Origin of the sequence: Microbacterium sp. JC 701, assembly GCF_021026215.1 — a bacterium.
Lineage (GTDB): Bacteria > Actinomycetota > Actinomycetes > Actinomycetales > Microbacteriaceae > Microbacterium > Microbacterium algihabitans.
Genome location: NZ_JAJNCV010000001.1, coordinates 678432 through 704222, shown reverse-complemented (window position 1 = coordinate 704222; position 25791 = coordinate 678432). Strand labels below are relative to the sequence as shown.

Here is a 25791-nt window from a genome sequence, read left to right as displayed (position 1 = left end):
GGCGACCTGTCGGTCACGGTCGACGACGTCGTGCGCGAGGGCGAGCGCGTGAGCGTCACGGCCACCGTCGCCGGGGGGACGGCCGTCGACGTCGCGCTCTTCGTCGACGGCGTGCGCGTGCCCCTCCGGGTGGACGGCGACCGTGTGAGCGGTGTGGCCCAGGTCTCACCCGACTTGTACGGTGAGGCCGTGAGCGCGTGGGTCGCTCCCTCCGGCCCGCTCGTCGTGGTCGCCGTCCGTGACGCCGGTGGAGCCGTCGCCGGCGCCGTCGCCACGGCATCCGACTCTTCCCTCTGACACCCGAATCGCCCGAGGACACCATGACCGACATCGCGCCGACCCCGGTCTTCGACTACTTCAGCCAGGTCGATCTGCCCACTCCGACGCTCTCCGACGACGAGGTGCAGCGCCTGTTCGCCGACACGTTCGGCGTCGAGATCGACGTGCAGGCTCTCGGCAGTCAGCAGGATCAGAACTTCCGCGTCTTCGCCCGGGGTTCGGCCGAGCCGCTCGGCGTGCTCAAGCTCAGCAACCCGGTCTTCAGCGAGGCCGAGATCGAGATGCAGGATGCCGCGGCGGCACGCGTCGCCGAGCGCAGCCCGCAGGTGCGCATCCCGCGCATCGTCGTGGGGCCGCGGGGCGCGATGTCGACGTGGTGGGAGTCCAGCCAGGGCCGCATCCACGCCCGGGTGATCGAGAACATCGCCGGCCGCACGCTGATGGGCTCGGGATACCTCTCCCCCGCGACGGTGGAGAACATGGGCGCGCTGTCGGCGGCGGTGAGCCTGTCGCTCGCCGACTTCACCCACCCCGCGAGCGCCCGCGTGCTGCAGTGGGACCTCCGCCACGCCGAGCGCGTCATCGACACCCTGCTCCCCCTCGAACCGGATGCCGGGGTGCGGGCGATCGTGCAGCGCGCGGCCGACGCCGCCCGAGCGGCTCTCGCCCCGGTCCGCGATCGGCTCCCCGTCCAGGCCGGGCACTTCGACGTCACCGACGACAACGTGCTGTGCGCCCCCGGCGCCGCGGTCCCCGACGCGGTCATCGACTTCGGCGACGTGTGCGCGTCGTGGCGCGTCGGCGAGATCGCGGTGACCGTCTCTTCGGTGCTGCACCACGACGATGCGACCCCCGAGACCGCCTTCCCCGCCATCCGCGCGTTCGACCAGGTACGCGACCTGACCGACGACGAGCTCACCGCGCTCTGGCCCCTGGTCATCCTCCGCGGCGCGGTGCTCGTGCTCAGCGGCCGCGCGCAGGTGCGCCTCGACGACGAGAACGAGTACGCCAGCGTCGCGCTCGACCGCGAGTTCCGCATCCTCGAGCAGGCGGCATCCGTCCCGATCCCCGTGATCACGGCCGCGACCCGGGCGGCCCTGGGGCGCTCCCGCTCCGAAGAGCCCGCGTGGACCGGCGCTCCGGTGCTCTCGCTCGGCCGTCACGTCGAGCTCGACGCCGCGACGGAGTCGCCGCTGAACGACGAGGGCGCCTGGCTCGATGCCTCGACCCTCGACGACGCGGCAATGGCCGCCCTCGACGCGGGCGCCGACGTCGTGACGGTGCCCGCATGGCGCGCGCGCCTGACCGGAACGACCGACCCGCTGCCCCCGACCCCCGAGACCGTGCCGACCGATGTGCTCGTCTGGCTTGCGAACCCGGCCGACGCCGACGACGCCCTGGTGTGGACGGTGGGCGCCGAGAGCGTGACGACCCTGCCCGCCCGCACGCGCCTCTCGGCTCGGCGACCGCTCGACGCACACGTTCCCCCGCGGCGCACCACCCGCGCGCTGGCCGACGCGTGGCGCGAGGTGGCCGGCGACCCCGGCGCCGTGATCGGCGTTCCGGCCGCGGCCCCGACCCCCGACGACCTCCTCGCTCGGCGCCACGAGGTGCTCGCGGAGGTGCAGGAGCACTACTACGCCGCTCCCCCGCGCATCGAGCGCGGCTGGCGCGAGCACCTCGTCGACGTCGACGGCCGGGTCTACCTCGACATGGTGAACAACGTCGCCTCGGTCGGTCACGCGCACCCTCACGTGGTCGCGGCGGGCTCGCGCCAGATGTGCCTGCTGAACACGAACTCGCGCTTCCACTACCGCGCGATCACCGACTTCGCGGATCGCATCGCGGCGACCCTCCCCGATGGCTTCGACACGGTGTTCTTCGTCAACTCCGGCTCCGAGGCCACCGACCTCGCGATCCGCCTGGCGATGGCCGCGACCGGCCGACCCGACATCGTCGCGATGCGCGAGGCGTACCACGGGTGGACCTACGCCAGCGATGCGGTGTCGACCTCGATCGCCGACAACCCGAACGCGTTGTCCACCCGCCCCGCGTGGGTGCACACCGTCGACGCCGCCAACTCCTACCGGGGCAAGTACCGGGGGGCGGATGCCGAGAAGTACGCGCCCGAAGCCGTCGCGGTCATCGACGAGCTCGCGGCATCCGGTCGCCCTCCGGCGGGGATGATCGCCGAGACCTATTTCGGCAACGCGGGCGGAGTCGCTCTTCCCGACGGCTATCTGACCGAGGTGTACGCCGCGATCCGCCGCCACGGCGGGCTCGCGATCGCCGACGAGGTGCAGGTCGGCTACGGCCGCCTCGGTGAATGGTTCTGGGGCTTCGAGCAGCAGGGGGCGGTGCCCGACATCGTCGCGGTGGCGAAGTCCATCGGCGGCGGCCACCCCCTCGGCGCCGTCATCACGCGGCGCGAGGTCGCCGACCGCTACCGCACGCAGGGGTACTTCTTCTCGTCCACCGGAGGCTCGCCCGTGTCGTCGGCGATCGGCATGGCCGTGCTCGACGTGATCGAGCAGGAGGGGCTGCAAGAGAACGCTCGGGTCGTCGGCGGTCACCTCAAGCGACGCCTCGAGAAGCTCGGCGAGAAGCACGACCTCATCGGCACCGTGCACGGCTCGGGCCTGTACCTGGGCGTCGAGTTCGTGCGCGACCGCGAGACCCTCGAACCCGCCACCGCCGAGACCGCCGCGATCTGCGACCGCCTGCTCGAGCGGGGCGTCATCATGCAGCCCACCGGCGACTTCCAGAACGTTCTGAAGATCAAACCGCCGCTGGTGGTCACGCAGGCGTCGGTCGACGTCTTCGTCGACGCGCTCGATCACGTCCTGACCACCGGATTCTGACCCGCCCCGACCCTCGAGGAGCACGCCATGTGGCGCATGCCCGCTGAAACCGCCCCCCACGAACGCACGTGGATGGCCTTCCCGCGCGAGGGCTTCACCCTCGGAGACGGAGCCGAGGCCCGCGAGGAGGGCTACCGCGCGTGGACCGACGTCGCCCACGCGGTCGCGCAATTCGAGCCGGTGACGATGGTCGTCGACCCCACCGAGACCGCGCGCGCCCGGCGCATGCTGTCGGCGGGGGTCGAGATCGTCGAGGCGCCGCTCGACGAGTTCTGGATGCGTGACGTGGGCCCGACCTTCGTCACCGACCCCGATCGTCCCGGGGCGCTCGGCGCGGTCGACTGGATCTTCAACGGCTGGGGCGCCCCCGACTGGGCCGAGTGGCAGAAGTCGGCCGGCATCGCACGCGTGGTCGCCGAGCACATCGGCGCCGAACGCATCGGCTCGCTTCTCGTCGCCGAGGGCGGCGGCCTGCACGTCGACGGCACCGGCACCGTGCTCCTCACCGAGACCGTGCAGCTCGACCCGCGCCGAAACCCCTTCGCCGACCGCGCCCGCGTCGAGGCCGAGATGGCCCGCACGATCGGGGCGACGGATGCCGTGTGGCTCTCGCGCGGACTCACCCGCGACTACGACGAGTTCGGCACGAACGGCCACGTCGACATCGTCGCGACCTTCGCGTCACCGGATCACGTGCTCGTGCACGAGCAGACGGATGCCGCCCACCCCGACTTCGAGGTGTCGCAGCTCGTGCGCCGTGAGCTGTCCGACGCGTTCGCCGCGCGGGGCCGCGCGGTGACGATCACCGGTGTGCCCGCCCCCGCCACCCTCCGCGACGACGAGGGCTGGGTCGACTGGAGCTACATCAACCACCTCGTCACCAACGACGGCGTCGTGCTCTGCGGCTTCGGCGAGGAGTCCGCCGACGCCCGCGCCCGCGCGATCATCGGCGACGCCTACCCCGGTCGGCGCGTCGTGACGGTCGACGCCCGCCCGCTGTTCGACCGCGGCGGCGGCATCCACTGCATCACCCAGCAGCAGCCGCGGGTGTGAAGCGCGAAGCGGGTGAAGACGACGCGAGCGCGGCGGCGCTTCAGGCGGGTGACGGGCGCGCAGCCGCCAGCACGAGCGGGTCGCTGCATCCTCGCGCGAAGCCTCGGATGCGCCGATCCATGTCGCGCTGGAGCAGTAACGTGCCGATCCGTTCGGCGAGCGGCGCCAGCCACCGGGGCCGGCACGCGAAGTTGTAGCGCCAGACCGCGAGCGTGCTGCCGGGGTCGTCGGCGACGGGCGTGAACTTCCACCCGCCCGCGAGACGCTCGAAGAACCACGACCCCTTCGTCATCTTCATGCCGACGTTCGACGGCGGGTTGTAGGAGACGTATTCGCTCTCCATCCGGAAGCCGAAACGCTGCACGGTGTATGTCCGCACGCCCTTCCCCGGGGCGGTCGCGCCGTCGACGAAGTACTGGCGTCGGATGAACGGATCCCATCGCTTGCGGATCTCGCCGGTGGTCTGCGAGACGGCGAACGCCGTGCGCGCATCGACCGGGACGACACAGCGGGACTCGATGACGGGCATGGACTCATCGTGGCAGGCCGCGGGCGGGTGAGGATGGGGCTGGGCGCGGCTGCCTGGGGGGCGACTCAGCTTCTGCGGGCTCTGACGACGATGGCGGTGCCGTAGGCGGCGATGGCGAGCCCAGCGATGATCATCACGGGTCCGTAGACGCCGGCGGGAATCTGCAACCGTCCAACGAGGTCGTCGTCGTCCACGAACGCGGTGACAGCGCCGCCGCCGATGGCCACGACGACGCCCATCACGAGAAAGAACCATCCGACTCGTGGGGGATTTCTCTCCATCCGGGAATGGTGTCGGGTCAAGCACCCGCGGCGCAACCCGTTCGTCGCGGGTCGGGGAGCGCGCCTGTGGTGGTGTATCTCGAATCCCCGTAAGCGCTCATTCGGCGGGCGGTTCGCCCAAAAAGCTCCCGCGGGCATGGGCGGAAATCGCCGATCCGAAGCCGGATCCGCACAGAAGGGAGATACGAAATGCGTGGGTAACAACGCCCTCGATAACGTCGGCGCGCGGTCTCGCTGGCGCACCGGATGAGGGCCACTCGTCACCTCGTCGCCGGCGCCGACGGCACTCCCGTAGGTCGCACACGGCCACCGTCCACGCGAAGAGGAACAGACACGATGCGCACTTCACGAATCGTCCCTGCAGCAGCACTTTCAGCGATCGCCGCCCTGGCGCTGGCGGGGTGCGTCGACAACTCGGCCGCCCAGAATGGCGGGTCGCCGTCGAGCTCCCCGTCCATCCAGGTGACGAAAGACGACGCCCTCGCCGCGGCCCTCCCCGAGGCCGTCCGCTCCTCCGGGAAGCTCGTCATCGGGATGGACGACACCTATCCGCCGAACGAGTTCAAGGACGCCGCGGGCAACCCCGTCGGCTGGGAGGTCGACCTGGCCAACGCGATCGCGTCCAAGCTCGGAGTGAAGGCCGACTTCGCGATCGCGAAGTTCGACAACATCATCCCCTCCGTGACGGGAGGAAAGGATGACTTCGGCATGTCGTCCTTCACCGACACGACCGAGCGCGAGCAGCAGGTCGACTTCGTCAACTACTACTCCGCGGGCATCCTGTGGGCGTCCGCAGCGGGTAAGACGGTCGATCCGAACAACGCCTGCGGCCTGAAGGTCGCTGTTCAGACGGCCACCTACGAAGACACCGACGAGGTCCCGGCCAAGTCCGCCGCGTGCACGCAGGCGGATAAGCCGGCCATCGAGGTCCTCCGCTACGACACGCAGGACGACGCCACCAACGCGGTCATCCTCGGCAAAGCCGACGCTCTCAGCGCGGACTCCCCCGTGACCCTCTACGCGATCTCGAAGACCGACGGCAAACTGCAGGCGGCCGGCGAGACCTTCGACGTCGCTCCCTACGGCCTCGCCGTGGCCAAGGGCTCGACGCTCACGCCGACCCTGCAGAAGACGGTGCAGGCGCTCATCGACGACGGCACCTACCGAGCGATCCTGGACCAGTGGGGCGTCTCGGACGGCGCCGTCACCACCGCCGAGGTCAACGCGGCATCGAAGGGCTGACCCCGTGTCACGAGCTCGCTCGAGCCGGTCGGGGGCGGGGACCATCCCGCCCCCGACCGGCGCTCCCGTCACCGAGTCGCTTCCGATCGTCAGGCTCAGGCACCCGTGGCGAGCGGTCTTCGCCGTCGTGCTCGTGCTCGCACTCGCGGGGTTCGTCGTCGATGCCGCCCAGCGCAGCGCTTACGGCTGGGAGTACGTCGGCACCTACGTCTTCGACAAACGCATCAGCGCCGCAGCCTTGGTCACCCTGCAACTCACCGTCTACTCGATGGCCATCGGCGTGGTCCTGGGACTGGCGCTGGCGGTGATGCGACTGTCTCCGAACCCCGTCGTGAAGTCGGTGGCGTGGCTGTACCTGTGGGTCTTCCGCGGGACCCCGGTGTACGTGCAGTTGGTGTTCTGGGGCTTGTTCTCACTGATCTATCCCCAGATCGTCCTCGGCGTTCCGTGGACGGACCTGCACATCGCTCTCGACCTCGCGTTCATGCAGAATGCGTTCCTCATCGCCGTCCTCGGATTGGCCCTGAATGAAGCCGCGTACATGGCGGAGATCGTGCGCGCCGGATTGCTCTCGGTGGACGACGGCCAAGAGGAGGCCGCGACAGCCCTCGGGATGTCATGGTGGCACTCGATGACCCGCATCGTGATCCCGCAGGCGATGCGCGTGATCATTCCGCCCACCGGCAACGAGGTCGTCTCCATGCTGAAGACCACGTCGCTCGTGGCCGCGATCCCCCTGACCACCGATCTCTACGGGGTCGCCCGCGACATCTCCGCCGTGACCTACACCCCGGTGCCGCTGCTCATCGTGGCGTCGCTGTGGTACCTCCTGTTCACGTCCGTCCTGATGATCGGGCAGCACTTCCTCGAGAAGCGCTTCTCCCGCGGAACCGGTCCGCGGCGACCGCAGAACCACCGACGCGCGCGGACCCTCGCCCTCTCCGCGGCCGCGAACGCACGTCACGACGGAGGCGACGAGTGAGCGATATCGGCGCCGTATCCGCGGCCGAGACCACACCCCTGGTCGTCGCCGAGCACGTTTCGAAGAGCTTCGGAGCACACAGGGTCCTGGAGGACATCTCGCTCTCCGTCGACCCGGGCGAGGTGCTGTGCATCATCGGCCCCTCCGGGTCGGGCAAGTCGACGTTGCTGCGCTGCATCAACCACCTGGAGCGTGTGGACGCGGGGAGGATCACGTTCGACGGTTCCGTCGTCGGCTATCGCCAGCAGAACGACCGGCTGTACGAGATGAAGCCGCGGGAGGTCGCCAGGCAGCGCCGCGAGATCGGAATGGTCTTCCAGCGCTTCAATCTCTTCCCGCACATGACCGCCCTCGAGAACATCATCGAAGCACCCGTCCGCGTCAAGCGCGTCCCGAAAGCCCGAGCGGTGGAGGCGGCGAAGGAGATGCTGGTCAGAGTCGGTCTGCACGACAAGGGCGACCATCATCCCTCGCAGCTGTCGGGCGGCCAGCAACAGCGGGTCGCCATCGCCCGAGCGTTGGCCATGGAGCCCCAGCTCATGCTCTTCGACGAGCCCACGTCAGCGCTCGATCCGGAGCTGGTGGGCGAGGTGCTCGACGTGATGAAGGGTCTCGCGCGCTCCGGCATGACGATGATCGTGGTCACGCACGAGATGGGCTTCGCGCGCGAGGTCGCGGACACGCTGGTCTTCATGGACGGCGGCGTCGTGGTGGAGTCCGGAGACCCCCGTGAGGTTCTCTCGAACCCGCAGCACGAGAGAACGCGCGCTTTCCTGTCGAAGGTGCTGTGACCGAGGAAACGACGAAGGCCCCGCATCCGTGAGGATTCGGGGCCTTCGTGGTGGCGGTGACGGTGGGATTTGAACCCACGGTAGGGGTGAACCTACACAACATTTCGAGTGTTGCACCTTCGGCCGCTCGGACACGTCACCGCCGACTAGCTTACGACACTCTCCGGGATGCCGCGAATCGGCGCGGGAGCGGGGCTCGACCCCCGTTCGTCCACCGTCGAACGATGCCACTGGAAGCGGTTCCCGACCGCTGCCAGGATCGAGCCATGAGTGTGATCGAGAACTCGAAGCTGACGGTCGTGGGAGCAGGCAGCGTGGGGGCCAGCGTCGCCTACGCCGCCCTCATCCGCGGGTCAGCGCGGCACGTCGCCCTGTACGACATCGCCGCCGAGAAGGTCGAGGCCGAGGTGCTCGACCTGGCCCACGGCACGCAGTTTACGGGGTCGAGCGACATCACCGGCGGGGCCGACGTCTCGGTCGCCGAGGGGTCGCACGTCGTCGTCATCACCGCCGGCGCGAAGCAGAACCCCGGTCAGACGCGCACCGAACTGGCCGCCACGAACGCCCGCATCATCGGCGACATGATGCCGAAGCTCCTCGAGGTCGCCCCGAACGCCGTGTACGTCATCGTCACGAACCCGTGCGACGTGCTGACCGTGCTCGCCCAGCAGTCGACCGGGCTCCCGGCATCCCGCATCTTCGCCTCCGGAACCGTGCTCGACACCTCGCGCCTGCGGTGGAAGATCGCCCAGCGCGCCGGGGTCGCGACCTCCAGCGTCCACGCCTGGATCGTCGGCGAGCACGGCGACACGGAGTTCCCTCTGTGGTCGACGGCGACGATCGGTTCGGTCCCCATCACCCAGTTCGAGCTGCCCGACGGCACCCGCTTCGACAAGGCCGAGCTCGACGCGATCGCCGTCGACGTGCGCGACGCCGCGTACAAGGTCATCAAGGGCAAGGGCGCGACCAACTACGCCATCGGCCTCTCCAGCGCCCGCATCGTCGAGGCCGTCCTGCGTGACGAGCACGCGATCCTGCCCGTCAGCACGGTGCTCGACGACTTCCACGGCATCAGCGGCACGGCGTTGTCGGTCCCCTCGATCGTCTCCGCGCGCGGCGCCGTGCCCCTGGCGGCGACGCCGTTCTCGGCCGACGAACTGACGCTCCTGCGCCGCTCCGCCGACGCGCTGACGACCGTCGCCGAGTCGCTGCGCGACTGATTCCGCGCTCCCCCTCCCGTCGACCCCGTCCGCCCCATGCGTGCGAAGAGGGGCAGATTCCGGATGCCATGACCCCGGCGACGAGCGATGTCGGAGGCCCCGCGTAGCCTGAGCACATGGCATCCCGACGTCCCGCTGCAGCCCCCGCGCCCTACCGGTGCACCGAGTGCGGATGGACGACGGTGAAGTGGGTCGGACGCTGCGGCGAGTGCCAGTCGTGGGGAACCGTCGTCGAGGCGGCGGAGCAGACGGGGATCGTGCGTTCCATCACGCCGGTCACCCCGGGAGCCGGTCGCGTCGCGCGCCGCATCACCGAGATCGACACGCAAGACGCCCCGCGCCGCACGAGCGGGGTCGGCGAGTTCGACCGCGTGCTGGGCGGCGGCATCGTCCCCGGCGCCGCCATCCTGCTCAGCGGCGAGCCGGGCGTGGGCAAGTCGACGCTGCTGCTCGAGGTGGCCGCCCAGAGCGCCCGCGCGGGTCGCCGCGTGCTCTACGCGAGCGGTGAAGAATCCGCGGCACAGGTGCGCCTGCGTGCCGAACGCACCGGCGCCCTGCACGACGAGCTCTTCCTCGCGGCCGAGACCGATCTCGCCACGATCCTGGGCCACATCGACCAGGTCGAGCCGGGCCTGCTCATCGTCGACTCGGTGCAGACGGTCTCGTCGGCGCACAGCGACGGTGCCGCCGGGCAGCCCGCGCAGGTGCGCGAGGTGGCATCCGCCCTCATCCGTGTCGCGAAAGAGCGCGGCCTGCCGATCATCCTGGTCGGCCACGTCACCAAAGACGGCTCGATCGCCGGCCCCCGCATCCTCGAGCACCTCGTCGACGTCGTCTGCCACTTCGAGGGCGACCGCCAGACCTCACTGCGCTTCGTCCGCGCCCTGAAGAACCGCTTCGGGCCGACCGACGAGGTCGGCTGCTTCGACATGACCGGCACCGGCATCGCCGAGGTCGCCGACCCCAGCGCCCTGTTCCTCGGTCACGGCGAGCCCGAACCCGGCACGTGCGTCACCATCGCGATGGAGGGTCGGCGGGCCCTGCCCGTCGAGATCCAGGCCCTGGCGGTGCGCCAGACCGCGCCGAACCCTCGCCGCATCGTCAACGGCGTCGACTCTTCGCGCGTGGCGATGGTGCTCGCGGTGCTCGAGAGCCGCATGGGGCTGACGCTCTCCGACCGCGACGTCTACGTCTCGACCGTCGGCGGAGTGCGCCTGGTCGAACCCGCCGCCGACCTCGCCATCGCGATCGCCGTCGCCAACGCCGTGAAGAACCGCAAGGTGTCGAAGCGTCTCGCCGCGATCGGCGAACTCACCCTCACGGGCGAGATCCGCAACGTCACCCAGGCCGCCCAGCGGGCGTCCGAAGCGAAGCGCCTCGGGTACCACACGGTGCTCGACTCCTCGTCGCGCAAGCTGGCGCAGGCCATCAACGAGCTGCAGGTGCGCGGAATGCCCCGCGACGACAGCCAACCGGGGTTCTGACGCGGGTCCGGCTTCGAAGGCCGACCGGCCGAGGACACCGCGGTCGCGCGTCGACTCGAACGGAAGACGCCGACGCGCTGGCCGACCAGAGAGTCGGGCCCGGTTCAGCGACCGGGAGGAGCCGACCGGCGACGGCGGTGCGGGGAGGTCATCCCCAGCACGGCGGGGATGACAAGTCCGGCGGCGCACACGGCACCGGCGATCAGGTACTCCATAGCCCGAGTCTTGCACGCGCGGGTCACCCGCGCGAGTTGCGTCCTTCACCCGCGAACCTTCACCTCGCCGTCCTGCGTCATGCACCCCGTCGAGATTCGCAGACGGTCGACAGACCGTCCCGCGGCTCAGGCGTCGAGCGCGGCGATCAAGTCGGCGGGCGATGCCTGGATCGGGTGCGGCCCGGCGATGTCGATGAACACCGTCGTGATGGCATCCTGATGCGTTCCGAGGAAGGTGCGCAGCCACTGCGGTGACTGCAGAGCCACGTGCGGCGGCAGCGTCTCGGGCTTGTGCGCGGCGTCGCTGAACAGCAGCAGCGCCAGCTGGCCGGTGTTCGGGTCGCGGTAGGTCCACACCTCGCCGACGCTGAGCGGGTCGTCGGCGTCGCCCGGGGTCATCAGCGGCACGACAGTCGGTCCGTGGCGGAGCGCGAAAGCGATCGCGGCCATGTCCTGCGTCTGCAGGGCGTCGCTGAGCGCGGTGTTCTTGAAGTCCACGTCGAGCTTCTTCCCCTTGCGCTTCTTGCCTGCGGCCATCCTCCGAGCCTAATCGGGCTCGGCGCCGCGACCACATCGAGGGTTCGGGGCGCATTCCGTCGTTTGGGGCGGACAATTCTCGCCCCAACGTGCAGAACCCGCCCCAAACCGCACCTCGCGGACGCCCGCAGCCGCGGCCCCGCGCCGCTGGACCCCACGGTCGGCGCCGCGACCACATCGCCGGTTCGGGGCGCATCCCGTCGTTCGGGGCGGACAATTCTCGCCCCAACGTGCAGAACCCGCACCAAACCGCACCTGGCCCACCGCAGAGGTCCGCCCCGCGCGACCGTCTACGCCAAGAACCCCCGCAGCAGCGCCTCCGACCCGGCGAGGTGGTCGCGCATGGCCGCGTGGGCGGCATCCGGTCGTCCCGCGAGGATCGCCGACACGATCGCCGCATGCTGCGAGGTCGAATGGTCGATGTTGCGCGGCAGCAGCGGAAAGGTGTCGAGCCAGGCGTTCACGCGCGCGCGATTGTCGGCGACGAGGGGAACGAGCGACGGGATGCCGGCGAGCTCGGCGATCGTCAGGTGCAGCAGCGTGTCGAGTCGGCGGTAGTCCGCTCCCCCGGCGACGGCGGCGGCTTCATGCCGCGCCCACAGCACGTCGCGTTCGTCGGCGGAGAGGGAGCGACCCGCCGCCGCCCACGCGGCGCCCGGCTCGAGCACTCCGCGCAGGGCGATCACGTCCGACAGCTCGGCGGGTGACACGACCGCCGGCTCCGACGGCCTCGGCACGGGGTCGACGACGAAGGTCCCGCCGTAGCGCCCGCGTCGCGTCTCGAGCCAACCGGCATCCGACAGTTCCCGCAGAGCCTCGCGCACGGTGTCGCGACTGACGCCGTAGAGGGCGGCGAGCTCGCGCTCGGCGGGCAGCGACTCCCCCGGCGCGACGAGTCCGAGTCGCACGGTCTGCACGATGCGCGCCGTGGTGTCTTCGAGCGCGTTGCCGGTGCGAACGGGCCGGTAGACGGCCCGTCGCAGGTCGTCCAGGGGCGCCTCGCTCACCCTCTCAGCCTGTCACGTCGGGTTCAGAGCGGGGTCACGTAGGCGTTGGTGATACCGCCGTCGACCACGAACGCCGTGGCGGTGATGAAGGACGCGTCGTCGGATGCCAAGAAGGCCACGGCCGCGGCCATCTCTTCCGGCTCCGCGAACCGGCCCATCGGTACGTGCACCAGGCGGCGCTGCGCGCGCTCGGGGTCTTTCGCGAAGAGCTCCTGCAGGAGCGGGGTGTTGACGGGTCCGGGGCACAGCGCGTTGACCCGGATGCCCTGTCGCGCGAACTGCACACCGAGCTCGCGCGTCATCGCGAGCACGCCGCCCTTCGACGCGGTGTACGAGATCTGCGAGGTGGCCGAGCCCAGCAGCGCGACGAACGAGGCGGTGTTGATGATCGACCCGCGACCGGCCGGCACCATGTGGCGCAGCGCCGCGCGCGAGCAGAGGTACACGCTCTTGAGGTTGACGTCCTGCACCTTGTCCCACGCGGGCAGCTCGGTCGTCTCGATCGAGTCGTCGTCGGCGGGCGAGATGCCGGCGTTGTTGAAGGCGATGTCGACGCTGCCGAGGTCGGCGGCCACGCCGTCGAAGAGAGCGTTCACGGAGTCCTCGTCGGCGACGTTCACCTGACGGAAGACGCCGTCGACCGAGGCGGCCGCCGCGGTGCCGGTGGTCCCGTCGAGGTCGGCGATCACGACGCGGGCGCCTTCGGCGGCGAAGCGACGGGCGGTGGCGAGGCCGATGCCGCTCGCGCCCCCCGTGACGATGGCGACGCGATCGCGCAGACGCTGGGTGAGGTCGATGGTCATGAGCTGTGGTTCCTTACGCGTGGGACGGGGTTGGGAGAGGGGCGGTCACTCGGTGGCGTAGAAGACGTTCTTCGTCTCGGTGAAGTGCTCGGCGGCATCCGGACCCAGTTCGCGACCGAGGCCCGAGGCCTTCATTCCGCCGAACGGGGTGGAGTAGCGCACCGACGAGTGGGAGTTCACCGACAGCACCCCGCTGCGCACCCCACGGGACACCCGGATGCCGCGCCCCAGGTTCTCCGTCCAGATCGAGCCCGCGAGGCCGTAGGCGGTGTCGTTGGCGAGGCGAATGGCATCCGCCTCGTCGTCGAACGGCAGCACGGCCAGCACGGGGCCGAACACCTCGTCGCGGGCGATGCGGTCGCCCGGCTGGGCGAGCACCACGGCGGGGGCGAACCAGAATCCGTCGCCCTCGGGGGCCGACCCGCGGAACGCGACCTCGGCGCCGTCGAGGAAGCCCTGGACGCTCGAGCGGTGGGATGCCGAGATCAGGGGCCCCATCTGTGTCGCCTCGTCGTGGGGATCGCCGACCTTCCAGGCCGCGACCGCCGGCTCGAGCATCTCGAGGAATCGGTCGAAGACGCTGCGCTCGACCAAGAGGCGACTGCGCGCGCAGCAGTCCTGGCCGGCGTTGTCGAACACCGAGCCGGGCACGCCAGCCGCGGCCTTCTCGAGGTCGGCGTCGGCGAAGACGATGTTCGCGCTCTTGCCGCCGAGCTCGAGGGTCACGGGCTTGAGCAGCTGGGCGCACCCGGCCGCCACCTCGGTGCCGACCTCGGTCGATCCGGTGAAGACGACCTTGTGCACGTCGGGGTGGGTCACGAAGCGCTGGCCGACGACCGAGCCCGATCCGACGACGACGCGGAACAGCCCCTCCGGGAGCCCTGCCTCGATCGCCAGCTCGCCGAGACGAACGGCGGTGAGCGGGGTGAGCTCGGCCGGCTTCAGCACGACGGCGTTGCCCGCGGCGAGCGCGGGAGCGAAGCCCCACGCGGCGATCGTCATGGGGAAGTTCCACGGCACGATGATGCCGACGACGCCGTAGGGCTCGTGATAGGTCACATCGAGTCCGCCGGCGACCGGGATCTGCGACCCGATCAGGCGCTCGGGAGAACCGGCGTAGTAGTTGAGCACCTGGGCGACGTGCTGGGCCTCCCATCGGGCCGAGCCGATCGGGTGTCCGGAGTTGCGCACCTCGAGAGCGGCGAGCTCGTCGACGTGCTGTTCGACGACGCGCGCGAACGAGCGGAGCGCATCGGCGCGGGCGACGGGGGCGAGGGCCGCCCACGAGCGCTGCGCGCGGACGGCGTCGGCGACGGCGGCGTCCACCTCGGCGACGTCGGCGCGCTCGAGCGTGGTGATCGGCTTTGCGGTCGACGGATCGGTGACGGTGAAGGAACTCATGCGGTGGCTTTCTGGTGTTCAGGGGAACGGGCGGCCCGGTGCCGGGCTGCGGCGGCGACGAGTCCGAGGAAGAGTCGCCGGTCCTCGGCGTTCTCTTCCGGATGCCACTGCACGGCGACCAGATAGTCGTCGCCGTCGACTTCGACGGCCTGCACGAGCCCGTCGTCGGTGCGCGCGGTGACGTGCAGGCCGTCGGCGACGCGGTCGACGCCCTGGTGGTGGTAGCTGTGGACGGTGAGGGGTCCGGCGCCGACGAGGCCGGCGAGCCGGGTGTCGGCCTCGACCTCCACGACGTTCTCGGCGAAGACGCCGCCGCCGATGCGGTACCGCTCGGTGCCGAGCGCCTCGGGCAGGTGCTGGTGCAGCGTGCCGCCCATGGCCACGTTGATGAGCTGGAGTCCGCGGCAGATGCCGAAGACCGGGATGCCGCGCTCCCGCGCCCCCGCGAGCAGCGCGATCTCCCACGCGTCGCGGTCGGCGCGGGCGGGGTCGGTCGTGGGGTGGCGCTCGGCGCCGTAGAGCTCGGGCTGCACGTCGAGGCCGCCGGTGAGGATCAGCCCGTCGAGCCCGTCGAGCACCGCCGCGGCGGCCTGCTCGGACCGCGGCTGCGGCGGCAGCAGCACCGCGGTGGCGCCCGAGGCGGTCACGGCGTCGAAGTACTGCTGGGGCAGGAACGAGGCGCGCACGTCCCAGACTCCCTGTTTCGCGCGCTCGAGGTAGGTGGTGAGCCCCACGACGGGGGTCCTGCTCGGATCAGAGGCGCTCGAAACCACGCACCCGCTCCCAATCGGTCACGGCGGCGTCGTAGGCCTCGACCTCGATACGCGCCTGGTTCAGGTAGTGCTCGACGACCTCGTCGCCGAAGGCGGCGCGGGCGATCGTCGATTCGGAGAAGAGCTTCGCGGCGTCGCGCAGGGTCGTGGGCAGCGTGTCCACGCCCGCCGCGTACGCGTTGCCGGTGAGCGGTTCGGGCAGCTCGAGCTCGTTCTCGATGCCGTACAGGCCCCCCGCGATGATCGCCGAGATCGCAAGGTACGGATTCACGTCTCCCCCGGGCACGCGGTTCTCCACGCGCAGCGATGAGCCGCGACCGACGACGCGCAGTGCGCACGTGCGGTTGTCGACACCCCAGGCGACGCCGGTCGGCGCGAAGGACCCCTTGGCGTAGCGCTTGTAGGAGTTGATGGTGGGGGCGTACAGCAGCGTGAACTCGCGGAGGGTCGCGAGGATGCCGGCGATCCAGTGCTGCATCAGGGGGCTGAACCCGTGCTCCTCGTCGCCCGCCATGACGGCCGCGCCGTCGTCGCCACGCACCGAGAGGTGGATGTGGCAGCTGTTGCCCTCGCGCTCGTTGAACTTGGCCATGAATGTGAGCGACTTGCCGTGGCGGTCGGCGATCTCCTTCGCGCCGTTCTTGTAGATCGTGTGGTTGTCGGCGGTCTCGAGTGCCTCGGCGTAGCGGAACGCGATCTCCTGCTGGCCGAAGTTGCACTCCCCCTTCACGCCCTCGCAGTACATGCCGGCGCCGTCCATGCCGACGCGGATGTCGCGCAGCAGCGGCTCGAGCCGGGTGGTGGCGAGCAGGTTGTAGTCGACGTTGTAGTCGGTCGAGGGCGTCAGGTGCGTGTACCCCTTGGCCCAGGCGTCGCGGAACGAGTCGTCGAAGACGATGAACTCGAGCTCCGTGCCGGCGTAGGCGGTCAGGCCGCGTTCGGCCAGCCGCTCGCGCTGGGCGTTCAGGATGCCGCGGGGCGACTGCACCACGCGCGCGCGGTCCTCCCAGGCGAGGTCGGCCATCACCAGCGCGGTTCCGGGCTGCCAGGGCACGCGTCGCAGGGTGTCGAGGTCGGGCACGAGGAGCATGTCGCCGTAGCCCTTGTCCCAGCTCGACATCGCATAGCCGTCGACGGTGTTGAGGTCGACGTCGACCGAGAGCAGGTAGTTGCACGCTTCGGCACCGTGGCCCTGCACCTCGTCGCGCCAGAACCGCGCGGCGACGCGCTTGCCGACGAGGCGGCCCTGCGCGTCGGGGAAGGCGACGACGACCGTGTCGATCTCTCCCGCATCGATCACGGCATCCAGCTCCGCGGTGGTGAGATTGCCCGCCATGGTGTCCCTCTCGCCTCATCGACGCCCTCCCGAGCGGAGGACGTAACGAGGAACTTACACGCCAAAGGTAGACAGGTCGACCAATAGAAGGCCATGATCTTCCGCAAAGGCGAGCCCGAAGCCTGCCCGATACGTCTGGAGGCCCTATGTCCACCGCGAGCCACTCACGAAAAAAGGTCGCCGGAGCCACCTATACGGCGACCGACGCCACCTACTTCGAGAAACGCACCCTGAAACGCTCCGCCGGCGTGTGGGGGCTGTGGGGCCTCGCGGTCGCCGCCGTCATCTCGGGCGACTTCTCCGGCTGGAACTTCGGCATCGGCTTCGCCGGCTTCGGAGGCATGCTGATCGCCTTCGTCATCCTCGTGATCATGTACTACGGCCTCACCTTCTCGATCGGCGAGATGGCGGCGGCCATGCCGCACACCGGCGGCGCCTACTCGTTCGCCCGGTCGGCGATGGGCCCCTGGGGCGGCCTCGCGACCGGCCTCGCCGAGACCATCGAGTACGTCGCCACCACCGCGGTGGTGGTCTACTTCTCGGGCCAGTACGCCGACTCGGCCCTCGAGCTCCTCACCGGCGTGAGCCTTCCCGCGTTCGTGTGGTGGATCATCCTCTACGCCCTGTTCATCGCGCTCAACGCGGCGGGCGCCAACATCTCGTTCGGGTTCGCGATCGTCGTATCGATCATCTCGATCGGCATCATCGTGGTCTTCGGGATCATGGCGCTGGCATCGGGGGCCTTCGACTGGGCTTCCCTGTGGAATCAAACCCCCGAGCCCGGGAACACGGAGTTCCTCCCCTTCGGCGTCGGATCGATCCTGCTCGCCCTCCCCTTCGCGATGTGGTTCTTCCTCGGGATCGAGGAGCTCCCCCTCGCCGCGGAGGAGTCGCACGACCCGGCCCGCGACATCCCGCGCGCCGGCCTCTGGGCGCGCGGCACGCTCATCGTCACGGGCCTCATCGTGCTCTTCCTCAACACCGGCGTACTCGGGGCCGACGCGACCGGCGAATCGGTCGAACCGCTGCTCGACGGCTTCCGCGCGATGGTCGGCGACCAGGCCGCAGCGCTCCTGTCCCTGCTCGCCCTCGTGGGCCTGCTCGCGTCGCTGATGGGCATCATGTTCGCCTACGGCCGCAACATGTACTCGCTCTCGCGCGCCGGGTACTACCCGCGGTGGCTCTCGCTCACCGGAAAGCGCAAGACCCCGTGGGTGGCCCTCGTCTTCGGCGCGGTCCTCGGTTTCATCGCCCTCGTGGTGGTCCAGGCCGCGGGAGGCGACACCAGCCCGGCCGGCGCGATCGTGCTGAACATCGCCGTATGGGGCGCGGTGCTGGCGTACTTCCTGCAGATGGTCTCGTTCATCGTGCTCCGCCGGAAGTTCCCGAACGCCGTGCGGCCCTACAAGAGCCCGTGGGGCCTGTTCGGCGCGTACTCGGCCGCGATCATCGCCGCCGTGGTGTTCTTCGGCCTGCTGCTGAACTCCGCGTACCTGCTCGCGATCGTCGCGATCATCGCGGTCTACGCGGTGATCTTCGTGGCCTTCGCCGTGTACGGTCGGCACCGCCTCGTACTTTCGCCCGAAGAGGAGTACGCCCTGTCCGGCGGGCTGCACGGCGACCCGCAGCAGGAGGGCTACGACGCCATGGAGGGCGAGGTGTTCGGCACCGACCGACGTTCCTGAGGACAAAGACGAGGGGCGGATGCCGCGGCATCCGCCCCCTCGTCATGCTCGGGTCAGCGCAGCACGAACGACGCCGTCCCCGTCGAGGGGATCCCGCCGATCGACACGCTCAAGTGGTAGGTCGCTCCGGCGCCGGGCGCGTACGGGCGCTCGCTCTCGCACGTGCCGACCGAGGAACGCGTGCGGTCCCAGGTCAGCGGCGCGGAGCTCGTGACGGTCTGCCCGGCCGACAGGGTGACCTCCATGTCGCTGGGCTCCGACTGGCAGTCGGTCGAACGCCACCACACGTCGGAGCCGCTGGTGACGGTGAACGACTGCGCGCTCGTACCGACGTTCATGATGCAGGGGTTCGCCGAGGTGTTGGTCAGGCGGATCGAGAGCTGAGGGTTCTCGCCCTGCGCGTACTCCGCCTTGTCCGACAGCGCCTCGACCGTGATGTCGGAGGGCGTGCACTCCACCGGTCCGGAGGGCGCCGCCGGCGTGGGCGACGGGGAGTCGGCCACCGCGGGCGCGGCGGAACTCGGCGCGACGGCGGGCGTGCTCGCGGCAGGGGTGGGCGGAGCATCGGCAGTGGGGGCGGTGCGCCACGGCGGAGCCGCGACGAGCCACACGACGAGGCCGATCACGATCAGGGCGAGAAGCCCGGCCGCGAGACGACGTCGACGGTAGACCGCCGGGGACTGCCTCCGCCTACGGGGGGCATCGGTCATGGTTCAAGGGTAGGCGCAGCAGCGAGGCGCCCCCGCCACGGCACGCTCACAGTTGCTTGAGCATGCGGGTGTTGCCCAGGGTGTTCGGCTTCACGTGCGCCAAGTCGAGGAACTCGGCCACCCCCTCGTCGGGGCTGCGCACCAGCTGCGAATACACGTCGGGGTCGACGACCTGCTCGCCGATCGGAGCGAAGCCGCGCCGCGTGAAGAAGTCGACCTCGAAGGTGAGGCAGAACAGCCGCGAGACGCCCAGCTCGCGAGCCCGCGCCTCGAGCACCTCGACGATCGCCCGCCCCACTCCGTGATGAAGCCAGTCGTCGTGCACGATGAGGGTGCGGATCTCGGCGAGGTCGTCCCACATCACGTGCAGGGCACCGCAGCCGATGACCACTCCGTCGGCCTCGGCCACGACGAACTGCTGCACCGACCCGTAGAGCACGACGAGGTCTTTGCCCAGCAGGATGCGCTTCTGCACGAACGGCTCGAGCAGTTCGTGGATGCGGCGGACGTCGGCGGTTCCGGCGGGGCGGACGACGAACGGCGCGGAAGAGGTCATCCGACAAGCGTACGCCGCAACGACGAAGGGCCCGGATGCCGTGGCATCCGAGCCCTTCCTTCGCTATGCGATCAGCTGCCCGCGAGCGTGTCGGGGGTCGCGGCGATCTCGCCGGCCGTGCCGACCCCGATCGCGACCTTCTCACCGCGGGGGCTGGTCTCGAACGAGAACTGACCGTTCTCGACGCCGACCTTGACGTGATCGCCCGACTCGAGCTCGCCGTGCAGGATCTTCTCGCTGAGACGGTCCTCGACCTCGCGCTGCATGGCGCGGCGCAGGGGGCGCGCACCGAGCGTCGGGTCGAACCCGATGTCGATGAGCTTGTCCTTCGCCTCGTCCGACAGCTCGACGGTCATGTCGCGGTCGAGCAGACGGTCGGCCAGACGCTTCACGAACAGGCCGACGATCTGACGGAGCTCGTCCTTGTTCAGCTGCGGGAAGACGATGACGTCGTCGACGCGGTTGAGGAACTCGGGCTTGAAGTGACGCTTCAGCTCCTCGTCGACCTTGCCCTTCATCCGCTCGTACGAGGTCTGGGCGCTGCCCTCGACCTGGAAGCCGACGGGGCCACCGGCGATCGCCGACGAACCGAGGTTCGTCGTCATGATGATCACGGTGTTCTTGAAGTCGATGACGCGACCCTGACCATCGGTCAGGCGACCCTCTTCGAGGATCTGCAGCAGCGAGTTGAAGATGTCGGGGTGGGCCTTCTCGATCTCGTCGAAGAGAACGACCGAGAACGGCTTGCGGCGCACCTTCTCGGTGAGCTGGCCGCCCTCTTCGAATCCGACGAATCCGGGAGGGGCACCGAACAGACGCGAGACCGTGTGCTTCTCACCGAACTCCGACATGTCGAGGGAGATCAGCGCACCCTCGTCGTCGAAGAGGAACTCGGCGAGCGCCTTGGCGAGCTCGGTCTTTCCGACGCCCGTGGGGCCGGCGAAGATGAACGAGCCCGAGGGGCGCTTGGGGTCCTTGAGGCCCGCGCGCTGCCGACGGATCGTGCGCGAGAGGGCCGCGATCGCCTCTTCCTGGCCGATGACCCGCTGGTGCAGGGCCTTCTCCATGAACATGAGGCGGCTGGACTCCTCCTCGGTGAGCTTGAACACCGGGATGCCGGTCGCCTGGGCGAGCACCTCGGCGATCAGACCCTCGTCGACCACCGCGTGGGAGGCGACGTCGCCCGAGCGCCACTGCTTCTCGAGGCGCAGACGCTCGGCGAGGAGCGACTTCTCCTCATCGCGCAGGGCGGCGGCCTTCTCGAAGTCCTGCTCCTCGGAGGCGAGTTCCTTCTGCTCGCGGACCTTGGCGATCTTCTCGTCGAACTCGCGCAGCTCCGGCGGGCTCGACAGGATCGACAGACGCAGGCGGGCGCCGGCCTCGTCGATCAGGTCGATCGCCTTGTCGGGCAGGAAGCGGTCGCTGATGTAGCGGTCGGCGAGGTTGGCCGCCGCGACGATCGCGCCGTCGGTGATCTGCACCTTGTGGTGCGCCTCGTACCGGTCGCGCAGACCCTTCAGGATGTTGATCGCGTGGGGCAGGCTCGGCTCGGCCACCTGGATCGGCTGGAAGCGGCGCTCGAGCGCGGCGTCCTTCTCGAAGTGCTTGCGGTACTCGTCGAGCGTGGTGGCACCGATGGTCTGGAGCTCACCGCGGGCGAGGAGGGGCTTGAGGATCGACGCGGCGTCGATCGCGCCCTCGGCGGCACCCGCACCGACGAGGGTGTGGATCTCGTCGATGAAGACGATGATGTCGCCGCGCGTGCGGATCTCCTTCGTGACCTTCTTCAAGCGCTCCTCGAAGTCACCGCGGTAGCGGGATCCGGCGATGAGCGAGCCGAGGTCGAGCGAGTAGACCTGCTTGTCCTTGAGCGTCTCGGGCACGTCGCCCTTGACAATGGCCTGGGCGAGGCCTTCGACGACCGCCGTCTTTCCGACACCGGGCTCGCCGATGAGGACGGGGTTGTTCTTCGAGCGGCGCGACAGGATCTGCATCACGCGCTCGATCTCCTTCTCGCGCCCGATGACGGGGTCGAGCTTGTTGTCGCGCGCGGCCTGCGTGAGGTTGCGGCCGAACTGGTCGAGCACCGCCGAACCGCCCTGGGCGGCTCCCTGGCTCTGCTCGCCGGCACCCGAGGCGACGCCCGCGGGCTCCTTGCCCTGGTACCCCGAGAGCAGCTGGATGACCTGCTGGCGCACCTTGTTCAGGTCGGCGCCGAGCTTGACGAGCACCTGTGCGGCGACGCCCTCGCCCTCGCGGATGAGACCGAGCAGGATGTGCTCGGTTCCGATGTAGTTGTGGCCCAGCTGCAGCGCTTCGCGCAGCGACAGCTCGAGCACCTTCTTCGCACGGGGCGTGAAGGGGATGTGGCCGGTCGGCTGCTGCTGCCCCTGGCCGATGATGTCCTGCACCTGCTCGCGGACGGCGTCGAGCGAGATGCCCAGCGACTCCAGCGCCTTGGCAGCAACACCCTCACCCTCGTGGATGAGGCCTAGGAGGATGTGCTCGGTTCCGATGTAGTTGTGGTTGAGCATCTTCGCCTCTTCTTGGGCGAGCACAACCACACGACGAGCACGGTCGGTGAATCTCTCGAACATCCTCAGTCCCTCCAAAAATGGGCTGACAGGCACGCCTCCGCGCGCCGTACAACGAGAGTAACCAGCGGCCGGAGGCCTGAGACCCATGTTCGCCGTGGGCATACCGTCTGCGCGGTCGACCTTGCGGAACCCATCGATAGTCGTTAGCTTATCGAAAACCGATAACAACGATCATCGATAAGGAGCGATCATGGTATCCCCCCGACCTCCCCGCGTCCTCTCCCGCAGCGACGCTGCGTCCCTCTGGTTCTTCGTCGTGGCCGGCGCCGCGATCGCCGTCTGGGCCGTCGTCCGCAGCATCGCGAACATCATCGCCGCCGCCCCGAATCAGAACGTCCGCGTCGCGGTGCCGTTCCTCGATTCGCCCGCGCAGGCCCCTCTCGGCCCCGACGGTGCGCCCGTCGCGATCGAGCTCACCGGAGGCGTGGTGACCGCACCCTCCCTTCCTCCCGCCTCCCTGTGGTCGCTGTTCATCGCGGAGGGCCTCTTCGCCGCGGTCGTGATCACCGTGGTGATCCTGCTCCTCGTCCTCACCGCCGACATCCTGCGCGGGCGCATCTTCAGTCGTCGCAACACCGCCCTGGTGTCGGCCGCGGGCATCGTCGCCCTGGTCGGCATCGCCGGGGTGCCGTTCTTCCAGAACATGGTGGCCAACGGAGCGATCGCCTGGCTCTCCGAGCGCACCTACGACCGCGGAGACGTGCAGCTGGTCGACCTGCCCTCCCTCATCGGCGTCGCCTTCGTCGCAGCCCTCGCGAGCACCGCCTTCGCGGTCGGCGACCGCCTGCAGCGCGACACCGAGGGCCTCGTATGACCCCGGCGGCGACCGACGACGGCCCCACCGGCATCCACTGCCGTCTCGACGAGCTGCTCGAGGCCCGAGGCATGACGCTGACCCGCCTCAGCGAGCTCGTCGGGGTCTCGGTGGTGAACCTGTCGGTGCTGAAGAACGACCGCGCCCGGGCGATCCGCTATTCGACGCTGTCGGCGATCTGCCGGGTGCTCGAGTGCGAGGTCGGCGACCTCCTGGTGATCGACCCGTCCTGAGCGGTCGTCGGTCAGCGCCTCGCGCCATCGGCGACCGGGGTCAGCGCGAGCCGAGGATGGCGATCGGCTCCGGCGCCTCGACACCGCCGCCGGACAGCGCGACCGAGGTGACGTCGGGCCCGGCGACGCCGGTCACCTCGGCGACCGTCACACGAGGGGCGAGGTCCATCGTGCAGATGCGATCGGCGGGCGGCGTCGCGAACTGCACCGCCAGCTCGGACCCTGCCGCGGTGACCGATTCGACCACCGGCGGGCAGCCGGAGCTCCCGTAGGTGAGGACGGCGAGCAGGTCGCGGCCAACCCATCCCGCGCTCGAGGTGAACTGCTCCGGGCTCGCGGAGGCCGCGGCGAGGCCCGGGAGCATCGCCGCCCCTTCGGCCGCACCGGTGACGCGCACCGCGAGTCCGGCCGTCGGATCCACTCCGGTCGGCACGCTGACGAGGGTCGCGCGCGGCGCCATGTCGCGCGTGCACGTCGTGCGCCGCGAGTCGGCCAGCACCACCGTCAGGGTGGTCCCCTCGACGCTCGGCTCCCCCTCCACGACCGGCGGACACGACGAGCTGCCGAGCGTGACGAGGGCGACCGCGGCGCCCCCCTCGAGCCAGCCGACCTGGATCGAATCGGCGGATGCCGTGCCCTCGGCATCCGGAGTCGATGACGACGCGGGGGTCGAACCCTGCGTCGACGCGGCCGTGGCGCAGCCCGTGAGGGCACCGGCCGCGAGCAGACCGGCGCCGATCGCGGCGATGAGTGTCAGACGATGACGGGACATGAGAACCTCCGGGGCGAGTTGCGCCCATGATGGCGGAGTTTCCTGGACGGCGTCGGCGTGACGTCGGCGCGTCCGGCGGGCGGGTGCATTGATCCGGCGCGCCGGCGGGCGATCACTGCAGGGCCGAGGTGAGACGCGCGAGGTTGTCGAGGATCGTGGAGCGCAGCGGCTGACGACGCCACTCCTCGATGGTGAGTTGGCGGCTGAGACCCCGGTAGTGGTCTTCGACCGCGCGCATGTCGCGGACGAACTCCTCGCCGCGCACGAGCAGCGAGACCTCGAGGTTGAGACCGAACGATCGCATGTCCATGTTGCTCGAGCCGATGACGGCGACCTCGTCGTCGATCGTGACGCTCTTGCTGTGCAGGATGAACGGCTTCGGGTACATCCAGATGACGACACCGACGCGCAGGAGCGCCTCGTAGTAGCTGCGCTGCGCGTGGTACACCATCGCCTGATCGCCCTCCTCGGAGACGAACAGCTCCACGTGCACGCCGCGTTGGCACGCGGTCGTGATCGCGAGCAGCAGCGCCTCGTCGGGGACGAAGTAGGGGCTGACGATGATGATCTTCTGCTGGGCGGCGAAGAGCAGGCCGAGGAAGAGCTTGAGGTTGTTCTGGAAGTCGAAGCCCGGACCCGACGGCACGATCTGGCAATCGAGATCGCCCGGGCCCGACGTCACGCTGAACAGGTCGATCTCGTGGCGGAGGGTCTCGTCGGTCTCGCTGTACCAATCGGACAGGAAGACCGCGTTGATGCTCGCGACCACGGGGCCCTGCACCCGCACCATGAGGTCGACCCAGTGCAGGCCGCGGCGGATGTTCTTGCGGAGGTTGTACGAGGAATCGGTGACGTTCTGCGACCCCATGTAGGCGACGTCGCCGTCGATGACGAGCAGCTTGCGGTGGTTGCGCAGGTCGGGGCGCTGGTACCGGCCGCGCAGCGGCTGCACCGGCAGCATGAGGTGCCAGTGCGCGCCCATGGCATCGAGACGGCGCAGCGTGCGCTTGTAGTGCGGCTTGCCGCGGTTGGCCCAGTGATCCAGCAGGACGCGCACGACCACGCCGCGCTCCGCGACCTCTTCGAGCGCCCGGAAGAAGTTGTCGGTGGAGTCGTCGGACTGCAGGATGTAGAACTCCACGTGCACGTACCGCTTCGCCTCGCGGATCGCGTCGGCCATGGCATCCAGGCTCTGCTGGTAATCCGAGATGAGGGTCGCGGCGTTGTCGCCGGCGATCGGCATGGCTCCGAGGTTGCGGTTGAGGCTCACGAGCGAGCGGAACCACTGCGGGGCGTTGGGGCGCAGCGTCCCGAACTCGAGCGAGGCGCTGGTGTCGTGGATGTACTCGTTGATGGCCGCCTGCTTGCGTCGCCGTTTGCGCGGCAGACGCGGGTTTCCGATCAGCAGGAACAGGAACACCCCGACGAACGGGATGAAGTAGATCGCCAGCAGCCACGCCATGGCGGCCGTCGGGCGGCGGTTGCGCGGCACGATGATGATGGCGGCGATGCGCACCACGAGGTCGACGACGAACAGCGTGATGACGAGCCAGCTCGCGTCGAACGTGGCGTTGATCACGGATCCTCCTGGGCGGGTTGTGCACCCAGCGTAGCGACGGCCCCCGACACG

At 69.7% G+C, this 25791-nt stretch carries 23 protein-coding genes and 1 tRNA gene; 10 read left to right on the top strand and 14 right to left on the bottom strand.

From position 1 onward, the window contains the following. Positions 1-320 precede the first annotated feature (320 nt). Positions 321-3140: an aminotransferase class III-fold pyridoxal phosphate-dependent enzyme gene (locus LPW41_RS03380; protein ID WP_230704117.1), complete on the top strand. Its 2820-nt coding sequence runs from the start codon at positions 321-323 to the stop codon at positions 3138-3140. 27 nt (positions 3141-3167) lie between these two features. Beyond that, complete coding sequence (locus LPW41_RS03375) at positions 3168-4193, top strand: agmatine/peptidylarginine deiminase (RefSeq protein ID WP_230704116.1); 1026 nt, start codon at positions 3168-3170, stop codon at positions 4191-4193. A 40-nt stretch (positions 4194-4233) separates the two neighbouring features. Here LPW41_RS03375 and LPW41_RS03370 read toward each other — a convergent pair whose 3' ends face one another. Together LPW41_RS03370 and LPW41_RS03365 are read right to left on the bottom strand one after the other, a co-directional pair. After that, the gene (locus tag LPW41_RS03370; protein ID WP_230704115.1) at positions 4234-4722 is read right to left on the bottom strand and encodes an SRPBCC family protein; all 489 of its coding nucleotides are present in this window, start codon (positions 4720-4722) and stop codon (positions 4234-4236) included. A gap of 65 nt (positions 4723-4787) precedes the next feature. Then, the gene (locus LPW41_RS03365) at positions 4788-4961 is read right to left on the bottom strand and encodes a hypothetical protein (protein WP_230704114.1); all 174 of its coding nucleotides are present in this window, start codon (positions 4959-4961) and stop codon (positions 4788-4790) included. A gap of 378 nt (positions 4962-5339) precedes the next feature. On the opposite strand from LPW41_RS03365, the gene LPW41_RS03360 reads away from it, so the two are divergent. The 3 genes from LPW41_RS03360 to LPW41_RS03350 are packed head-to-tail and all read left to right on the top strand — an operon-like array spanning position 5340 to position 8018. Next, positions 5340-6245 (top strand): ABC transporter substrate-binding protein, encoded by a 906-nt coding sequence (locus LPW41_RS03360; protein ID WP_187358367.1) that lies wholly within the window; start codon positions 5340-5342, stop codon positions 6243-6245. A 4-nt stretch (positions 6246-6249) separates the two neighbouring features. Then, entirely contained in the window at positions 6250-7227 is a 978-nt protein-coding gene (locus LPW41_RS03355; RefSeq protein WP_230704113.1) for an amino acid ABC transporter permease, read from the top strand. Positions 7228-7265: 38 nt separating this feature from the next. Then, on the top strand, positions 7266-8018 hold the full coding sequence (locus LPW41_RS03350; RefSeq protein WP_154096322.1) for an amino acid ABC transporter ATP-binding protein: 753 nt from the start codon (positions 7266-7268) through the stop codon (positions 8016-8018). Between the two features lie 51 nt (positions 8019-8069). Here the strand turns inward: LPW41_RS03350 and LPW41_RS03345 are convergent. Beyond that, positions 8070-8159 (bottom strand) — tRNA-Ser (locus tag LPW41_RS03345). 125 nt (positions 8160-8284) lie between these two features. Between LPW41_RS03345 and LPW41_RS03340 the strand changes: the two genes are divergently transcribed. Together LPW41_RS03340 and radA are read left to right on the top strand one after the other, a co-directional pair. After that, a complete protein-coding gene (locus tag LPW41_RS03340; protein ID WP_154096789.1) occupies positions 8285-9238 on the top strand; it encodes an L-lactate dehydrogenase in 954 nt (317 codons plus the stop codon). 116 nt (positions 9239-9354) lie between these two features. After that, positions 9355-10722 carry a DNA repair protein RadA gene (gene radA / locus LPW41_RS03335; protein ID WP_230704112.1) on the top strand — a complete coding sequence of 456 codons (1368 nt, stop codon included), beginning with the start codon at positions 9355-9357 and terminating at the stop codon, positions 10720-10722. A 341-nt stretch (positions 10723-11063) separates the two neighbouring features. Here radA and LPW41_RS03330 read toward each other — a convergent pair whose 3' ends face one another. The 6 genes from LPW41_RS03330 to LPW41_RS03305 all read right to left on the bottom strand — a co-directional run bounded on the left by LPW41_RS03330 (position 11064) and on the right by LPW41_RS03305 (position 16794). Continuing rightward, on the bottom strand, positions 11064-11474 hold the full coding sequence (locus tag LPW41_RS03330) for a dehydrogenase (RefSeq protein ID WP_230704111.1): 411 nt from the start codon (positions 11472-11474) through the stop codon (positions 11064-11066). A 290-nt stretch (positions 11475-11764) separates the two neighbouring features. Beyond that, the gene (locus LPW41_RS03325; RefSeq protein ID WP_144830005.1) at positions 11765-12481 is read right to left on the bottom strand and encodes a FadR/GntR family transcriptional regulator; all 717 of its coding nucleotides are present in this window, start codon (positions 12479-12481) and stop codon (positions 11765-11767) included. Between the two features lie 23 nt (positions 12482-12504). Next, a complete protein-coding gene (locus LPW41_RS03320; protein ID WP_144830008.1) occupies positions 12505-13284 on the bottom strand; it encodes a 3-oxoacyl-ACP reductase in 780 nt (259 codons plus the stop codon). A gap of 45 nt (positions 13285-13329) precedes the next feature. Further along, positions 13330-14685: an aldehyde dehydrogenase gene (locus LPW41_RS03315; RefSeq protein ID WP_144830011.1), complete on the bottom strand. Its 1356-nt coding sequence runs from the start codon at positions 14683-14685 to the stop codon at positions 13330-13332. Then, the gene (locus LPW41_RS03310; protein ID WP_144830014.1) at positions 14682-15458 is read right to left on the bottom strand and encodes a gamma-glutamyl-gamma-aminobutyrate hydrolase family protein; all 777 of its coding nucleotides are present in this window, start codon (positions 15456-15458) and stop codon (positions 14682-14684) included. The genes LPW41_RS03315 and LPW41_RS03310 overlap by 4 nt, the downstream gene beginning before the upstream one ends. Further along, positions 15439-16794 carry a glutamine synthetase family protein gene (locus LPW41_RS03305; RefSeq protein ID WP_154096790.1) on the bottom strand — a complete coding sequence of 452 codons (1356 nt, stop codon included), beginning with the start codon at positions 16792-16794 and terminating at the stop codon, positions 15439-15441. The genes LPW41_RS03310 and LPW41_RS03305 overlap by 20 nt, the downstream gene beginning before the upstream one ends. Before the next feature lie 146 nt (positions 16795-16940). Between LPW41_RS03305 and LPW41_RS03300 the strand changes: the two genes are divergently transcribed. Then, a complete protein-coding gene (locus tag LPW41_RS03300; protein WP_154096791.1) occupies positions 16941-18479 on the top strand; it encodes an amino acid permease in 1539 nt (512 codons plus the stop codon). A gap of 53 nt (positions 18480-18532) precedes the next feature. Here LPW41_RS03300 and LPW41_RS03295 read toward each other — a convergent pair whose 3' ends face one another. The 3 genes from LPW41_RS03295 to LPW41_RS03285 form a co-directional block, all read right to left on the bottom strand. Continuing rightward, entirely contained in the window at positions 18533-19189 is a 657-nt protein-coding gene (locus LPW41_RS03295) for a hypothetical protein (protein WP_186325422.1), read from the bottom strand. Positions 19190-19235: 46 nt separating this feature from the next. Further along, positions 19236-19745, bottom strand: a complete 510-nt coding sequence (locus LPW41_RS03290; protein ID WP_144830023.1) for an amino-acid N-acetyltransferase — start codon at positions 19743-19745, stop codon at positions 19236-19238. 71 nt (positions 19746-19816) lie between these two features. Further along, positions 19817-22342, bottom strand: a complete 2526-nt coding sequence (locus LPW41_RS03285) for an ATP-dependent Clp protease ATP-binding subunit (RefSeq protein ID WP_144830026.1) — start codon at positions 22340-22342, stop codon at positions 19817-19819. A 190-nt stretch (positions 22343-22532) separates the two neighbouring features. Between LPW41_RS03285 and LPW41_RS03280 the strand changes: the two genes are divergently transcribed. Both LPW41_RS03280 and LPW41_RS03275 read left to right on the top strand, forming a co-directional pair. Next, positions 22533-23156 (top strand): hypothetical protein, encoded by a 624-nt coding sequence (locus LPW41_RS03280; protein ID WP_230704110.1) that lies wholly within the window; start codon positions 22533-22535, stop codon positions 23154-23156. Beyond that, the gene (locus LPW41_RS03275; RefSeq protein ID WP_144830033.1) at positions 23153-23389 is read left to right on the top strand and encodes a helix-turn-helix transcriptional regulator; all 237 of its coding nucleotides are present in this window, start codon (positions 23153-23155) and stop codon (positions 23387-23389) included. The genes LPW41_RS03280 and LPW41_RS03275 overlap by 4 nt, the downstream gene beginning before the upstream one ends. Positions 23390-23429: 40 nt before the next feature. Here LPW41_RS03275 and LPW41_RS03270 read toward each other — a convergent pair whose 3' ends face one another. Both LPW41_RS03270 and cls read right to left on the bottom strand, forming a co-directional pair. Continuing rightward, positions 23430-24161: a hypothetical protein gene (locus LPW41_RS03270; protein WP_230704109.1), complete on the bottom strand. Its 732-nt coding sequence runs from the start codon at positions 24159-24161 to the stop codon at positions 23430-23432. Positions 24162-24273: 112 nt separating this feature from the next. Next, positions 24274-25740, bottom strand: a complete 1467-nt coding sequence (gene cls, locus LPW41_RS03265) for a cardiolipin synthase (RefSeq protein ID WP_144830039.1) — start codon at positions 25738-25740, stop codon at positions 24274-24276. Between the last annotated feature and the right edge of the window lie 51 nt (positions 25741-25791).

Bases quoted from the DNA above. Each gene is read 5' to 3' on its own strand.
- LPW41_RS03280 (WP_230704110.1), top strand. From the start codon at position 22,533: ATGGTATCCCCCCGACCTCCCCGCGTCCTCTCCCGCAGCGACGCTGCG.
- LPW41_RS03315 (WP_144830011.1), bottom strand. From the start codon at position 14,685: ATGAGTTCCTTCACCGTCACCGATCCGTCGACCGCAAAGCCGATCACC.
- LPW41_RS03380 (WP_230704117.1), top strand. From the start codon at position 321: ATGACCGACATCGCGCCGACCCCGGTCTTCGACTACTTCAGCCAGGTC.
- LPW41_RS03320 (WP_144830008.1), bottom strand. From the start codon at position 13,284: ATGACCATCGACCTCACCCAGCGTCTGCGCGATCGCGTCGCCATCGTC.
- LPW41_RS03290 (WP_144830023.1), bottom strand. From the start codon at position 19,745: ATGACCTCTTCCGCGCCGTTCGTCGTCCGCCCCGCCGGAACCGCCGAC.
- LPW41_RS03370 (WP_230704115.1), bottom strand. From the start codon at position 4,722: ATGCCCGTCATCGAGTCCCGCTGTGTCGTCCCGGTCGATGCGCGCACG.
- LPW41_RS03330 (WP_230704111.1), bottom strand. From the start codon at position 11,474: ATGGCCGCAGGCAAGAAGCGCAAGGGGAAGAAGCTCGACGTGGACTTC.
- LPW41_RS03285 (WP_144830026.1), bottom strand. From the start codon at position 22,342: ATGTTCGAGAGATTCACCGACCGTGCTCGTCGTGTGGTTGTGCTCGCC.
- LPW41_RS03360 (WP_187358367.1), top strand. From the start codon at position 5,340: ATGCGCACTTCACGAATCGTCCCTGCAGCAGCACTTTCAGCGATCGCC.
- LPW41_RS03340 (WP_154096789.1), top strand. From the start codon at position 8,285: ATGAGTGTGATCGAGAACTCGAAGCTGACGGTCGTGGGAGCAGGCAGC.
- LPW41_RS03305 (WP_154096790.1), bottom strand. From the start codon at position 16,794: ATGGCGGGCAATCTCACCACCGCGGAGCTGGATGCCGTGATCGATGCG.
- LPW41_RS03275 (WP_144830033.1), top strand. From the start codon at position 23,153: ATGACCCCGGCGGCGACCGACGACGGCCCCACCGGCATCCACTGCCGT.
- LPW41_RS03365 (WP_230704114.1), bottom strand. From the start codon at position 4,961: ATGGGCGTCGTCGTGGCCATCGGCGGCGGCGCTGTCACCGCGTTCGTG.
- LPW41_RS03295 (WP_186325422.1), bottom strand. From the start codon at position 19,189: ATGACCGATGCCCCCCGTAGGCGGAGGCAGTCCCCGGCGGTCTACCGT.
- LPW41_RS03375 (WP_230704116.1), top strand. From the start codon at position 3,168: ATGTGGCGCATGCCCGCTGAAACCGCCCCCCACGAACGCACGTGGATG.
- LPW41_RS03270 (WP_230704109.1), bottom strand. From the start codon at position 24,161: ATGTCCCGTCATCGTCTGACACTCATCGCCGCGATCGGCGCCGGTCTG.
- LPW41_RS03300 (WP_154096791.1), top strand. From the start codon at position 16,941: ATGTCCACCGCGAGCCACTCACGAAAAAAGGTCGCCGGAGCCACCTAT.
- radA (WP_230704112.1), top strand. From the start codon at position 9,355: ATGGCATCCCGACGTCCCGCTGCAGCCCCCGCGCCCTACCGGTGCACC.